Here is a 12,565-nt window from a genome sequence, read left to right as displayed (position 1 = left end):
CGATGCCGCTAAAGCAGCGCCTGAAAAAGCGGCGCGAACGCGGCGCAGCCATCATCACCGCGCTGCTGGTCATGGCGCTATCGGCGGTCATGGTGTCGGGCATCGTGTGGCGCGAGCAGGTGCAGGTCCGCCGCATCGAGGACCAGCGGCTGATCGTGCAGGCGCAATGGGTCGCGCGCGGCGCGCTCGACTGGACACGGCTAATCTTGCACACCGAAGCCGACACCATGCCGACCGCCACTTATCTGGGCGGCTTGTGGAGCACGCCCGTGGCGCGCACGCGGTTGAGCCATTTTCTCGGCGGGATGGAGAACGAGGGTAGCAGCCAGGTCGGATCGACCTGGCTGTCGGGCTCGGTCGAAGACGCGCAATCGCGTTTCAATCTGCGCAGCCTCGTGTCGAATCCGTCGCCGGGCGTGCTGCAGGTGAACGTCACGCAACTGGAGGCGTTCCAGCGCTTGCTGCAACTGCTCGGCATCAACCAGCAGCTCGCGAACAAGACGGCGTTGGCCGTGCGCTCGGGGCTTTCTCATTCGGCCACGCGCTTCGAAAATGCGAGCACGTCGGGCGGCAGCGCGTCAACGGCGCAATCCTCGCAAACGCAAGGTGACGGCGACAGCTTCACCGATCAACCCGGCATCGACGATGACGACGAGCACAGCGCCACGGCGTCGCTGCTGATGACCGATGTGAACGCGCTGCTCGATATCCCCGGTTTCACGCCGGGCGCGGTGGCGCGACTGCGTCCATTCATAACGGTGTTGCCGAACGCGACGCCGGTGAACATGAACACCGCGAGCGCCGAGGTGCTGGCCGCGATCGTGCCGGGCATGACGCTGGCGAAAGCGCAGACCTTCGTCGCCGCGCGCCAGACCGTGTTTTTCCGCAACATGAGCGACGTGACGCTCGCGCTCGAGGCGGCGGGCATGGACGGCGTGTCGCTCGATTCGTCGCTGTACGACGTCACCACCAGCTATTTCTTCATTCACGGCAGCGTGCAGCAGGAACGCGCGGAGGTGGACCGAACCACGCTCGTCTGGCGCGATCCGCAGACACACAAGACGCGCATCGTGCGCGTCCAGGATGCGCCGTGAATCAGGTCGGCAGGGTAAAGAAAGCTAATTGCAAGCAGCGGGAAATGTTTGGTAAGTAGTTTCGTTTCTCGCTTGATGATTGCGATTTCGTCCGCGCGACGCGCGCGTATGCTGAAACTACAAAAAAGGACGTCACGAACTCCCTTTCTAACAGGCTACCCCCGTGTCTCGAACAATCGTCGGTCTACCGCTGCGTAGGCTTCTCCTGCTGCTGCTTATCGCTTCTTCCACTCTGTTTCAGGGTTGCTCGTCGACGCTGGGCAATATCGCGCTCGGCATGGGACTGGGCACCGTCGGCACCGTGAGTGCGCTGGGATGCGCGCTGACCTGCCAGGGCGGCGACCCCGGCTGGTAACGCCATCGCTGATTTACGGCGCCAATGAAATGGGGTTTGGCGCTTTGGTGGAATTGCACTACGCTGTTCTGTAAGCGGGAGTGCGCCAATCCGCCACATCGAGTACACTGCACGCGTTTTTAACTATTTAGTACAGATTTGACAATTCGGACGAGGCGCCGTGGCGCAGCCGGAATGCACAATCTGGAAACGTGATGACGTCCCCACAGCAACCTCCGTCCCAGCCGTTCGCGCCTTCGCGGCGGCAATTTCTGATCGGCACGACCGTGCTCGCGACGCTGAGCGTGGCCGGCCTCGGTGCGATCGCTTCGATCGGCGCGGCCCACGCGCAAGCCGCCGCCGCGAACGCCGATGCCGACTTCGCCGCTTTCATCAAGCTTTCGCAATACCTAACCGGCAAGACCGCGCTCGACGTCGAAATCGGCCGCGCGATTCTCGCCGGGCTCAAGGTCGACGATGCCAACGCGAGTGCGATCATCGCACAGCTCAACGACTTCGTCGTACGCACGAATACCCCTGCAAACGGCCTGCAAACGGTGCTGGACGCCTCGCAGCCGGCGCTCGCCAAACTGCCGAAGAAAGTGATGACCGCGTGGTATCTCGGCGTGGTCGGCAGCGGCAAGAACGCACGCACCGTCGCCTACGAACAGGCGCTCATGTATCCGCCGATCGCGGACGTCATCGTCATGCCGAGCTACGCGCGCGGCGTGCCTGGCTACTGGGCCAAGCCCCCAGTGTTGTCCCATTCCTGATCCCTGCATCCCATGGCAACGAATCAATCCGCCGACGTCGTGATCGTCGGCGCCGGCATCGCGTCCGGTCAGATCGCACAGAAGCTCGCCAAGGCGGGCATCGACGTGCTCATGCTCGAAGCGGGGCCGCGCATCGAGCGCTGGCGCATCGTAGAAAATTACCGGAATAGTCCATTTAAGTCGGATTTCCAGTCGCCGTATCCGCCCACGGAGCACGCGCCGCATCCGCAGTATTCGCCGAGCAACGACTATCTCGTGCAGCGCGGCCCGGAACAGTACAAGGCCGGTTATCTGCGCATGGTCGGCGGCACGACGTGGCATTGGTCCGCGCAGTCGTGGCGTCTGCTGCCCAACGACATGAAGCTGAAAACGCTGTATGGCGTGGGCCGCGACTGGCCGATCAGTTACGACGATCTCGAGCCGTATTACTACGAGGCCGAAGTCGAAATGGGCGTGGGCGGTCCCGAGGACCTCGGTTCGCCGCGCTCGAAGCCGTATCCGCATCCGCCGCTGCCGCTCTCGGACTTCGACCAGAAGTTCAAGGACGTGGTCGAGAAAGCGGGATACAAGCACGTAACCGAACCGGCTGCGCGCAATACTGCGCCGTTCGACGGCCGTCCCGCGTGCTGCGGCAACAGCAACTGCATGCCGATCTGCCCGATCGAAGCGCAATACACGGGCGAAACCGCCATTCGCAAGGCCGAAGCCGCGAAGGCGCGCCTGCTGCCGAACGCCGTGGTGTATCGCATCGAGCACGATGAAAACGCGCGCATCGTCGCGGTCCATTACAAGGACCCGGACGGCAATACGCAGCGCGTGACCGGCAAGATTTTCGTGCTGGCGTCGAACGCGATCGAAACGCCCAAGCTCATGCTGATTTCGAAGAGCGACAAATTCCAGAACGGGATTGGCAACAGCTCGGACCAGGTGGGCCGTAATCTGATGGATCACCCGGGCACGACGGTGACGTTCCTGTCCGCGGAACCGATGTGGCCGGGTCGTGGTCCGATGCGTCTCTCGTGCATCAACAATCTGCGCGACGGTGCATTCCGTTCGGAATATTCGGCGATGAAACTCAACGTCGGTAATTATTCGCCGATGCGCGCCGTGAGCGATTATCTGATTTCGAAGGGCGTCTACGGCGCGGAACTCGACGAGAAGATTCGCGACTACGCTTCGCGCTGGGTCGTGGTGAACAGCTTCTTCGACATTCTGCCGGACCCCGAGAACCGCATTACGGCGAGCACGGAATTCAAGGACAAACTGGGCATCGCGCGTCCGGAAGTGCATTACCGCATCGACGATTACATCAATCGGGCGGCGAAGGTCGCGCGCGGTCATTACGCGCATATCGCGGACCTGTTCGGCGGCACGGAAGTGCGTTTCGACGATTCGTACTTCAACAACAATCACATCATGGGCACGCTCATCATGGGCGACGATCCGCGTGATTCGGTGGTCGACAAGGATCTGCGTTCGCACGATCACGAGAATCTCTTCATCGCGTCGAGCGGCACGATGGCGAGCGCGGGCACGGTGAATTGCACGCTGACGCTGTGTGCATTGTCGATGCGTCTCGCCGACAAGCTGATCGACGAAATGAAGCATGCTTGAGGCGCGCGCGATGAAACTGACCCACACAACGACAACCCACACGCGCCGCATCTTCAACGTATTGCGCAAATGGCTGCCCGCCGGCGCGCTGGCCTTGAGCGGTGCGCTGACCGGCACGCTCGCGCACGCGGCCAGCGCGAGCGACGAGGTCGCGCTCGTCAAGCGCGGCGAATATCTCGCACGCGCGGCGGACTGCATTGCGTGCCACACGTCGAACAAGGCAAAGCCTTATGCGGGCGGCGTGCCGTTCGATCTGCCGTTCGGCACGATCTATTCGACGAATATCACGCCGGATAAAACCTATGGCATCGGCAATCTGAGCGATGCGGACTTTATCGGCCTGGTGCGCGAAGGTAAATCGAAGGACGGCAAGCGTCTGTATCCGGCCATGCCGTATACGTCTTATACGCAATTGACCGACGACGATATTCTCGCGATCCGCGCGTATCTGCGTACGATTGCGCCGGTCGCGAAGGCCGCGCCTGCGAATACGCTCGGCTTCCCGTTCAACCAGCGCTGGGCGATGGTGTTCTGGAATCTCTTCAATTTCGATTCGGGCCGTTTCCAGCCCGATCCCGCGAAGAGCGCTGAATGGAATCGCGGTGCGTATCTGGTCGGTGCGCTCGCGCATTGCCAGGAGTGCCATACGCCGCGTAATTTCATGCAGGGCTTGTCGAGCCAGTCGCTCGCGGGCGCGCAACTCGGCAACTGGACGGCGTATAACATCACGCCGGACCGCGTCGCCGGGATCGGCGGCTGGACCGACGAGGAGTTGATCGCCTATCTGCGTGACGGCGCGGCGCCCGGCAAGGCGAACGCGGCGGGACCGATGGCGGAAGTCGTCGAGAACAGCACGCGCTTTCTTTCGGACCAGGACCTGCGCGCGATGGCGACGTATCTGCACACGGTGCCCGCGCAGAACAATGGCATGAGCGCCACGAGCCTGCCGCGTTATGGCTGGGGTTCGCCGGTGCAGAGCGTGACCGCGTTGCGCAATCAACCGCTGACCGTGCTCGGTGGCGGCGCGGCAGCGGACGGCCGCACGCTCTTCAACGCCAATTGCGCGAGCTGTCACGGCTGGCAAGGCACGGGCGTGGGCGGCAAGGATGCGGGCGCGTATCCGTCGCTGCTGCATAACACCAGCGTGGGCGCGTCGAATGCCGACAATCTCACGATGGTCGTGCTGCACGGCGTGAGCCGCCAGACCAACAACGGTCATATGTCGATGCCGGCATTCGCGGGCGAGTTGAGCAATAGCGAAGTCGCGACGCTGGTGAATTACGTCACCACGCAATTCGGCAATCCGTCCGCGACGATTACGGCGGATAAAGTCGCGAAGATGCGTTAAGTGCGTACATATGACGCCAATGCAAAAAGCGGGCTTCGGCCCGCTTTTTTTTCGACCGCTCGGGTCGTGCGTTTAACGCTACAGCCGCAAGGCGATTTATGCGGCAATTTCCGGCGACGACAACGCGAGCGCGCGAATCGCTTCATCCTCGACGCGATAGCGAATCCATTCGGCCTGCGGTTTCGCGCCGAGCGATTGATAGAACTCGATAGCCGGCGTATTCCAGTCGAGCACGCTCCATTCGAAACGGCCGCATCCGTTTTCCACCGCGATGCCGGCGAGATGCTGCAACAGACGCTTGCCCGCGCCCTGGCCGCGCGCATCGGGCGAAACGTAGAGGTCTTCCAGATACAAACCGGATTTCGCCTGCCACGTCGAATACGAAAAGAAATACACGGCATAACCCACGGCGCGGCCGTCGAGTTCGCAGATCAACGCTTTAGCGGGCGATTGCGCACCAAACAGCGAGGACGTAATGGTTTCCGTCGTCGCGGCAACCTGATCTTCGGCCTTTTCGTAAATTGCGAGTTCGGTAATGAAATGAAGAATGAGGGCCGCGTCGTCGGCGGTGGCGGGCCGGATGGTCAGTGCCATAAGCGTAATCGGGTTCCAGATGAGCAATCAAACTGCTGAGAACAGCAACGGACTCACGATGGTAGTCGATATCCAATCTGCGTATACTGCATTGTTGTCATCATGGATTGAACGTTATGCATCGTGATCTGCGCCGGCTCGACCTGAACCTGTTGCTGGTGTTCGACGCGCTCGTGCGCCATCGTTCGGTCACGCTGGCGGCGGAAGAACTGGCGATGAGCGCTTCAGCGTTGAGTCACGCGCTCGCGCGTCTGCGCGACGCGATGGCCGACGAACTGTTCGTGCGCATCGGCAACGAAATGCGGCCCACGGCCACTGCCGAAGGCATGATGCGCCCCATCGGCGAGGCGCTCGATCTGCTGCACGCGGGGCTCGCGCCCGCGCGGCAGTTCGATCCCGCCGCGAGCGAGCGCACCTTCATCTTCGCCGCCACGGACTACACGGCGTTCGCCATGCTGCCTGCGTTCATGGCGCGGATGCAGCAGGTCGCGCCCGGGCTGCGCTTCAAGGTGGTGTATTCGCGGGGCCGCGAATCCGCAGACGAACTCGCGTCGGGCCGCATCGACTTCGCGCTCGGTTACGACGAGGAAGCGTTGCCGCTGCCTGCGGGCGTCGAAAGCACCGACTGGTTTTCGGACGACTACGTGGTGATCGCGAGCCGCGAGCATCCGGCAATTGGGCGCAAGCTGACGATGACGCAGTATCTCGCCGCGCAACACGTGGTGGTGACGCCGTGGGACGAATCGCGCGGCTCGATCGATCTCGTGCTCGACCGGCTTGGCGTGATGCGTGACGTGGCGATGCAGTTGCCGAGCGTGCTCGTCGCGCCGTTCATCATCGCGCGTTCGCATTTGCTGATGACGATCCCGCATCGCGCCGCACTGATCCTGCGCGATGCCGCGCCGGTTGCGATCTATCCGACGCCGTTCGATGCGCCGCGTTATACGCTGAAAATCTATCAGCACACACGGCATGCGGGCACGCCTGCGCACCGCTGGATTCGCGATCAGTTGCTGCAATCCGTGCCGGATTCGCGCGGATCGACGGCGCGCAAGGGGCGTGATTAAGCGGCCGGAATCACGAATACAGGAACGTGCGCCGTCGACGCCCAATTCGACGATCTCCCAAGTGAGCATGCCGACGTTGGTTTTCGCGGCAGTCTTTCGCCCGCCGAAGCAACCCGCGTCGTAAAGGCACGCGAGCCGCTTCACCCATTGCGTCCCATCGACGACGCCGAGCCTTCGCGTTCGAGCCACGCGCGAAACAGCAGCACGCGCTCGTCGTTGGCCTTTTCATCGGCGACATAGGTGCAATAGCTGCGCGACGGCAGACGCGGACCGGCGAAGGGCGCGACGAGGCGGCCCGCCGCGAGATCGTCGGCGACCAGCGCGGTCGGTCCCATTGCAATGCCGATGCCGTCGATGGCCGCCTGCAAGGTCAGATAGAAGTGATCGAAGGTCAGCGTGGCGGCGGGCGCGAGCGCGGGAATCTGCGCGCTTGCGAGCCAGTCGGGCCAGAGCCGCGGCAGGCTCGACGTGTGCAGCAAGGTGTGCGCGCGCAGGTCGCCGGGCGTGCGCAGCGGCGCGCGCTGCAACAGCGCGGGGCTGCAGACCGGCAGCCGCTCCTCGGTCAGAAAGGGGCGCATGGCGTAACCGTAAAACGTATCCGGGCCGCCGCGAATGATCACGTCGTAACCGTCCTTGAGACTCTCCGGCGGCTCGTTCGAGGTCTCCACCTTCACTTCGATGTCGGGATGCGCGGCGCGGAACTTCGCCAGACGCGGCACCAGCCAGCGCAAGGTGAAAGTCGCGAGCGAACTGACGGTAAGCGTGCGCGGCACCGCGCGCGGCGCGCCGTATTTCGCCGTGGCCTGCGAAAGCTGTTCGAACAGCGGGCCGATTTCGTCGAGATACACCTGCGCCGCCGGTGTGAGCTGCACGCGCCGGTTGAGCCGTTCGAACAGCGGCGCACCGAGCCATTCCTCGAGCAGCCGCACGTGCTGGCTCACCGCGCCAGGCGTGACGTGCAGCTCCGCTGCCGCTTCCTTGAAGCTGCCGAGCCGTCCCGCCGCCTCGAAGGCGCGCAGGGCATTCAGCGGGGGCAAGACCGGTTTCATTCGAATTAGTTTAACTGGTTCGAAAGCGCAATTTATCTGGTTTGCCGGTCACGGACAAGATAGTTATCCTTCGTGCTTCTCGGCGCGGGTCGTCGCTTCGCTGGCGCCTCGTTCGCTGTCTCACGTCCTTCCGGCCATCGCGCCGCCACGCCCATGCTCAGTTACACCGGCGGTATCGTGCTGCTCGCCGCCATGCTCCACGCGACCTGGAATGCGATGCTGCACGGCAACCGTGACCGTTTTCTGTCGATGACGTGGATGAGCATCGCCATCGCGGCGGTCGCGACGCTCGTCATCGTGGCGAGTCCGCTGCCGGCGCGCGCGTCCTGGCCGTATATCGTCGCCTCGGGGCTCGTGCATGGCTTCTACAACGCGAGCCTGGTGCGCTCGTATCGACGTAACGATCTGGCGCTCGCGTATCCGATTGCGCGCGGATCGTCGCCGCTGCTCGTCACGCTCGGCGCGGCGCTGTTCGCGCATGAAGCGATTGGCCCGGTGCACGCGCTCGGGATCGCGATGATTTCGGGCGGCATTTGCGCGATCGCGCTGCTGGGCCGCCGCGTGTCGCGCTCGGGCGCACTGGCCGCGCTGACGACCGGCGCGACGATTGCGCTCTACACGGTCATCGACGGCATGGGTGTGCGCGTGTCCGATGGCCAGTCGGTGGCCTATACCGCGTGGATGTTCCTGTTCTACTGGCTGACGCCGGTCTATTTCATCGCGCTGCGCGGCGTCGCGCCGCTGCGTGCGTCGTTGCGCGACGAGCCGATGGCGCTCGGTTCATCGCTCATGGGCGGGCTGGTCTCGATTGCGGCGTATGGCATCGTGATCTGGGCGCTTCAGTCGGGCGCGATGGGTACGGTGTCGGCGTTGCGCGAAACCAGTGTGGTGTTCGCGGTGCTGATCGGGCGCGTGTTTCTGCGCGAAACGGTGAGTGTCACGCGCTGGATCGCGTGTTTGATCGTGGCGGCGGGCGCGGTGTGTCTCGGGATTTAATGCTCGGGCTTTGACGCCTGATTCAAGGTTTGCAAATGACTTTCGGCACGAGGTATTTTCATATGATTAGCGATCCGAATAAAATGAAAGGGCAGTGCCATTGCGGTGCGGTGCGTTTCGAAGCGACGCTCAATGACGGCTTCAACGGCATTCGTCGCTGCAATTGCTCGTATTGCCGGATGCGTGGCGCCGCTGTCGTGCCACTCGCCATGAATGGACTGTGTTTTTTACAGGGCGAGGACGTGCTGTCCGCTTATCGCTTCAATACCGGCGTTGCGCAGCACTTCTTTTGCTCGCGATGCGGTATTCACACGCATCTTCAACGCCGCTCGAATCCGCAGCTTTACGCGGTGAATGTGGCGTGTCTCGACGGCGTCAGCCCGTTCGACTTTGCCGAGGTGCCGGTGACGGACGGCATTCATCATCCGGGCGATACCGGCGAGCCCGCGCGTCAGGCGGGCGTGATGTGTTTCGTCGCGCAGGAGTCAAGGAGTAACAATCGGTAAATTGCTTGTCGGGGCACTGAAATCGCGGTGCCGTAGAATCGGTCGCGCTCACTTGCCCCTTTTTCTACGATGCTCCGCTCTTTCGAATCGACCGCGCGTCGCGCCGCGCGCTGGCTGGCCGTCGCGCTGACGATGCTCATGGGCGCTTACATTCCGCTCGCGCACGCCGATTGCCGTCCCACGGCGCAGCCCGGCGCGGTGGTGCTGCCGCTTTCGCCCGCCCAGCTTTCGGTGCAGCTCAATGCGCCGGTGGGCACGGTGCTCGGTTCGGCGCATGTGGCGGCGCTCAACGACATTCCTTTCACCTGTAGCGGCCCGGACAACGCGCGCGAACTGCGCGTGCTCGCGCCCGCCGACACGGGTTCGGGGCTCGGCAATGTCTACGCGACGAATCTCCCCGGCATCGGCTTTCGCATCGTGACGCGCGGCGGCAGTTTCGCGGGCATCGACGACGGCCCGCGCGATGCGGCTTATCGCGTCACGCTGCCGCCGCACGCGGCGCGGCTCACGGGTTTTACCGCCGATGTCGAGTTCATCACGACGGGCCCGAGTCATGGCGGCGTGCTCGCGCCCGGCAAACTGGCGAGCGTGATGATTGGCGGCACCGATTTTATCGATGTCGTCGTGCCGGAGAATGGCGTCGTGATCGACGCGATGCAATGCGCGCCGGTGTCGGTGAGCGGCGAAATGTCGGCGGGCGTGGGCACGATGGGCTCGTTCACGCAGGAAGCGGCGGTCATCAGCACCGGTTGCGGGCCGGTGGGCGTGAGCCTCGCGATCGGCGTGGGGCAGGGCTACGTGTATGGCGCGCATCCCGCGCTCAATGCGAATGCGCCGCCCGCGCATCACCCGCACGACGCCGGCGGTTTCGCCGCGCTCGACGCGGCGCATGGGCCGAATGCGGCGGGCGTGACGCTCACACGCAATCGCAATACCGCGCGCGCGACGTCGCTCGACGACAGCCAGTCGGACAGCGCTGAATCGGGCACGACGCAGAGCTCGGGCAGCACCGGCTGGTCGGGCGGCAGCTTCGGCGCCGGTGGAGGAATGGGCGGCGGAATGCGTCGCTGAGCGTTGCGCCGCGGTTTGAATGGCGGCTTCTCCCGCGCGATGGCGTGATCTTCTTGCCGATTATTAACGGCGCTCAGTTTGTGCTCGGGCGCGCTCCGCCGCGTTCAAACGATGCCCGAACGGTGCCTGATCGCCGCGCGATTCGAATCTCTCCGTATCGATATGAAGAATTGACTCGCCGCTGAGATAGAATCGGCGTCGGCCAGGCATGCCGTATGAATCTGGAGACAATGAACCTTGTTGGAAGTGTGAGGGAGAACCTATGAAGAAGGACAGGCTCGTGGCATTCGCGCTGATCGCCGCTGCGTTGGCGCTCGCAGGCTGCACGTCCGTAGCCCAGAAAAATACCGATCAGTGCGTGGATAAAATGCAGGCGTCCGCCGAACCCGCGCTCGTCTCGGTCAGCGACAAGCGGCCCTCGGCCGATGGCCGCTCGGTCACCGTCAGCGGCATGATGGAAGACCGCCGCTCGCAATCGCTCGTGCCCGCGCAAGTCGAATGCCAGTTTCAGGGCAAAGTCCTGACCGGTTTCCGCTGGCTCGTCCCGGCGAATTTCGTATCGCAGCACTGAGCATTCGCGCCATTCAAGCGCGCCGCGTGCGCTTTGCGTTGCGTTGCAAAAAAGCCCGGGCCTGATCCGCCTGGGTTTTTTGCTTGTTGGTGCGAGTCGACCCTGACCGCGTTGAACGTGGCCGCGTCAGCCGGTTGAATTCAATTCGTAATCGTCCGTAATGTTGGCTGTAACCTGAGTAAGTTTTACCCGGCCTACACTCCAGCGTTTTAACGCTGGTCTGTCGTCGGATACATTCGGCAACGGGCAATTGAATTCATTACCGAGGTCGCATGAAGCCCGAACCCCAAGCCATTTTCCTGCATACCGGATATCGAACGGCGGGGACGTGGTTATGGTCCTGTTTTCGCAATCTGGATCAGGTGACGGGATATTACGAACCGCTGCATGAAATGCTCGCGACCATCGATCGCGACATGCTCGACAAAAGTACGTCGAGCAGCTGGCGGTCGGGGCATCCGAATCTGGAAAGCCCGTATTTCGCGGAGTTCGCGCATCTGCTCGACGGCGATCGACCGGGGATTGCCGGTTACGACGAAGTGTTTTCGATCGACAGCTTTTCCGGCGCTGCACCCGAAGCGGCGCCGCGTATCGTCGATTATCTGAATACGCTCGCGCAGACTTCGCGTGCACAAGGGCGCGTGCCGGTATTCAAGTTCTGCCGATCGCTCGGACGGCTCAAATGGTTTTACGAGACGTTTCCCGATGCGGTGCATATCGTCGTCCTGAAGAATCCGATTACGCAATGGCAATCGTGCTGGGAATTGCTGGCGAAACATCGCAATGCGCATTTCGTTGCCATTCCGTTTGCCGTGCTCGATATGAATCGGCATGTGCCGCTCGCGCGCAAGGTGATGGACGCGCTGCGTATTACGCTGCCGGAGATGCCGGAGAGCGGCGAAGCAATCACGCTTGAAACACGCCTCACGTTCTTCAAGGAATACGTGGCGAAGATCGATCCCGCCGACGCTTATCGCGGCTTTCTCGCGCATTGGCTGCTGACGTTGCGCCACGCGTTCACATCGTCGGATGCGGTGTTCGATTGCGATCTCGCCGCGCGTTCGCCCGTGTATGCGCAGGCCGCGGAGCAGTGGATCGCGGAGATGTCGGGCTTGAGCCCGTCGTTCGGCAGCGTGCAGCCCGCCGATGGTCCGCGCCAAAGCGGTTTCGACGCGACGCGCGGTCTGGAGATTCACCTCGACGCGCTGGCGCTGTCGCGCGCGCTCGCCGAATCGGGCGAAATCAGCGGGGAAACGCAATCGTTCTGGACGAGCAAACTCGCGCAGGCGACGCAGGTGCTCGCCTTCGGCCCCGACGTGAACTGGCCGCACGGCGCCGTACCGCTGCATCGCTCGACGCGTGTGGTGGATATCGCGCTGATCGACGGCATCGCCGCGGACGCCGCACTCGTGAACGAACTGGCGGCTACGCGTAGCGCGCTGGAAAGCGCGCGTCGGCAGATGAAGGCGCTCAAGCGCGCGCCCTTGCGTCGGCTTGGCACGAAGGTGCGCAAGCTGTTCGCGTCGAATGGGCGTCGCGCGGCCTGAG

General features: G+C 63.0%; 13 protein-coding genes. 11 read left to right on the top strand and 2 right to left on the bottom strand.

Going from position 1 to position 12,565, the window contains the following annotated elements:
- Positions 1-2: 2 nt before the first annotated feature.
- The 5 genes from gspK to SB764_RS09420 all read left to right on the top strand — a co-directional run bounded on the left by gspK (position 3) and on the right by SB764_RS09420 (position 5,163).
- Positions 3-1,094, top strand: a complete 1,092-nt coding sequence (gspK, locus tag SB764_RS09440; RefSeq protein WP_410863357.1) for a type II secretion system minor pseudopilin GspK — start codon at positions 3-5, stop codon at positions 1,092-1,094.
- A 163-nt stretch (positions 1,095-1,257) separates the two neighbouring features.
- Entirely contained in the window at positions 1,258-1,449 is a 192-nt protein-coding gene (locus SB764_RS09435) for a hypothetical protein (RefSeq protein ID WP_124263269.1), read from the top strand.
- Positions 1,450-1,643: 194 nt separating this feature from the next.
- Positions 1,644-2,201 (top strand): sugar dehydrogenase complex small subunit, encoded by a 558-nt coding sequence (locus SB764_RS09430; protein WP_065058815.1) that lies wholly within the window; start codon positions 1,644-1,646, stop codon positions 2,199-2,201.
- Between the two features lie 12 nt (positions 2,202-2,213).
- Positions 2,214-3,815 (top strand): GMC family oxidoreductase, encoded by a 1,602-nt coding sequence (locus tag SB764_RS09425; protein WP_065058816.1) that lies wholly within the window; start codon positions 2,214-2,216, stop codon positions 3,813-3,815.
- Positions 3,816-3,825: 10 nt separating this feature from the next.
- Positions 3,826-5,163, top strand: coding sequence for a cytochrome c (locus SB764_RS09420; RefSeq protein WP_410863354.1), 1,338 nt, complete (start codon positions 3,826-3,828; stop codon positions 5,161-5,163).
- Between the two features lie 96 nt (positions 5,164-5,259).
- On the opposite strand, the gene SB764_RS09415 is transcribed toward SB764_RS09420, so the two are convergent.
- Entirely contained in the window at positions 5,260-5,757 is a 498-nt protein-coding gene (locus SB764_RS09415; RefSeq protein ID WP_176081801.1) for a GNAT family N-acetyltransferase, read from the bottom strand.
- A gap of 116 nt (positions 5,758-5,873) precedes the next feature.
- Between SB764_RS09415 and SB764_RS09410 the strand changes: the two genes are divergently transcribed.
- Positions 5,874-6,824 (top strand): LysR family transcriptional regulator, encoded by a 951-nt coding sequence (locus tag SB764_RS09410; protein WP_065058818.1) that lies wholly within the window; start codon positions 5,874-5,876, stop codon positions 6,822-6,824.
- 140 nt (positions 6,825-6,964) lie between these two features.
- Here the strand turns inward: SB764_RS09410 and gcvA are convergent, their stop codons facing one another.
- A complete protein-coding gene (gene gcvA, locus SB764_RS09405; RefSeq protein ID WP_074986909.1) occupies positions 6,965-7,873 on the bottom strand; it encodes a transcriptional regulator GcvA in 909 nt (302 codons plus the stop codon).
- Positions 7,874-8,026: 153 nt separating this feature from the next.
- Between gcvA and SB764_RS09400 the strand changes: the two genes are divergently transcribed.
- The 5 genes from SB764_RS09400 (at position 8,027) to SB764_RS09380 (ending at position 12,564) form a co-directional block, all read left to right on the top strand.
- Entirely contained in the window at positions 8,027-8,869 is an 843-nt protein-coding gene (locus SB764_RS09400) for a DMT family transporter (protein ID WP_065058820.1), read from the top strand.
- Between the two features lie 83 nt (positions 8,870-8,952).
- Entirely contained in the window at positions 8,953-9,375 is a 423-nt protein-coding gene (locus SB764_RS09395; RefSeq protein ID WP_410863351.1) for a GFA family protein, read from the top strand.
- 69 nt (positions 9,376-9,444) lie between these two features.
- On the top strand, positions 9,445-10,446 hold the full coding sequence (locus SB764_RS09390) for a hypothetical protein (RefSeq protein ID WP_410863349.1): 1,002 nt from the start codon (positions 9,445-9,447) through the stop codon (positions 10,444-10,446).
- A gap of 262 nt (positions 10,447-10,708) precedes the next feature.
- A complete protein-coding gene (locus SB764_RS09385) occupies positions 10,709-11,017 on the top strand; it encodes a hypothetical protein (RefSeq protein ID WP_065058822.1) in 309 nt (102 codons plus the stop codon).
- Between the two features lie 272 nt (positions 11,018-11,289).
- On the top strand, positions 11,290-12,564 hold the full coding sequence (locus SB764_RS09380; protein ID WP_410863347.1) for a hypothetical protein: 1,275 nt from the start codon (positions 11,290-11,292) through the stop codon (positions 12,562-12,564).
- Position 12,565 lies beyond the last annotated feature (1 nt).

The organism is Paraburkholderia sp. SIMBA_027, from assembly GCF_046535315.1.
GTDB classification, from domain to species: Bacteria; Pseudomonadota; Gammaproteobacteria; order Burkholderiales; family Burkholderiaceae; genus Paraburkholderia; species Paraburkholderia tropica.
Note: the sequence above shows the minus strand (reverse complement) of the source record. Positions and strands in the feature narration are given on the sequence as shown.

Bases quoted from the DNA above. Each gene is read 5' to 3' on its own strand.
- SB764_RS09380 (WP_410863347.1), top strand. From the start codon at position 11,290: ATGAAGCCCGAACCCCAAGCCATTTTCCTGCATACCGGATATCGAACG.
- SB764_RS09400 (WP_065058820.1), top strand. From the start codon at position 8,027: ATGCTCAGTTACACCGGCGGTATCGTGCTGCTCGCCGCCATGCTCCAC.
- SB764_RS09410 (WP_065058818.1), top strand. From the start codon at position 5,874: ATGCATCGTGATCTGCGCCGGCTCGACCTGAACCTGTTGCTGGTGTTC.
- SB764_RS09390 (WP_410863349.1), top strand. From the start codon at position 9,445: ATGCTCCGCTCTTTCGAATCGACCGCGCGTCGCGCCGCGCGCTGGCTG.
- SB764_RS09430 (WP_065058815.1), top strand. From the start codon at position 1,644: ATGACGTCCCCACAGCAACCTCCGTCCCAGCCGTTCGCGCCTTCGCGG.
- SB764_RS09385 (WP_065058822.1), top strand. From the start codon at position 10,709: ATGAAGAAGGACAGGCTCGTGGCATTCGCGCTGATCGCCGCTGCGTTG.
- SB764_RS09420 (WP_410863354.1), top strand. From the start codon at position 3,826: ATGAAACTGACCCACACAACGACAACCCACACGCGCCGCATCTTCAAC.
- SB764_RS09425 (WP_065058816.1), top strand. From the start codon at position 2,214: ATGGCAACGAATCAATCCGCCGACGTCGTGATCGTCGGCGCCGGCATC.
- SB764_RS09395 (WP_410863351.1), top strand. From the start codon at position 8,953: ATGAAAGGGCAGTGCCATTGCGGTGCGGTGCGTTTCGAAGCGACGCTC.
- gspK (WP_410863357.1), top strand. From the start codon at position 3: ATGCCGCTAAAGCAGCGCCTGAAAAAGCGGCGCGAACGCGGCGCAGCC.
- SB764_RS09415 (WP_176081801.1), bottom strand. From the start codon at position 5,757: ATGGCACTGACCATCCGGCCCGCCACCGCCGACGACGCGGCCCTCATT.
- gcvA (WP_074986909.1), bottom strand. From the start codon at position 7,873: ATGAAACCGGTCTTGCCCCCGCTGAATGCCCTGCGCGCCTTCGAGGCG.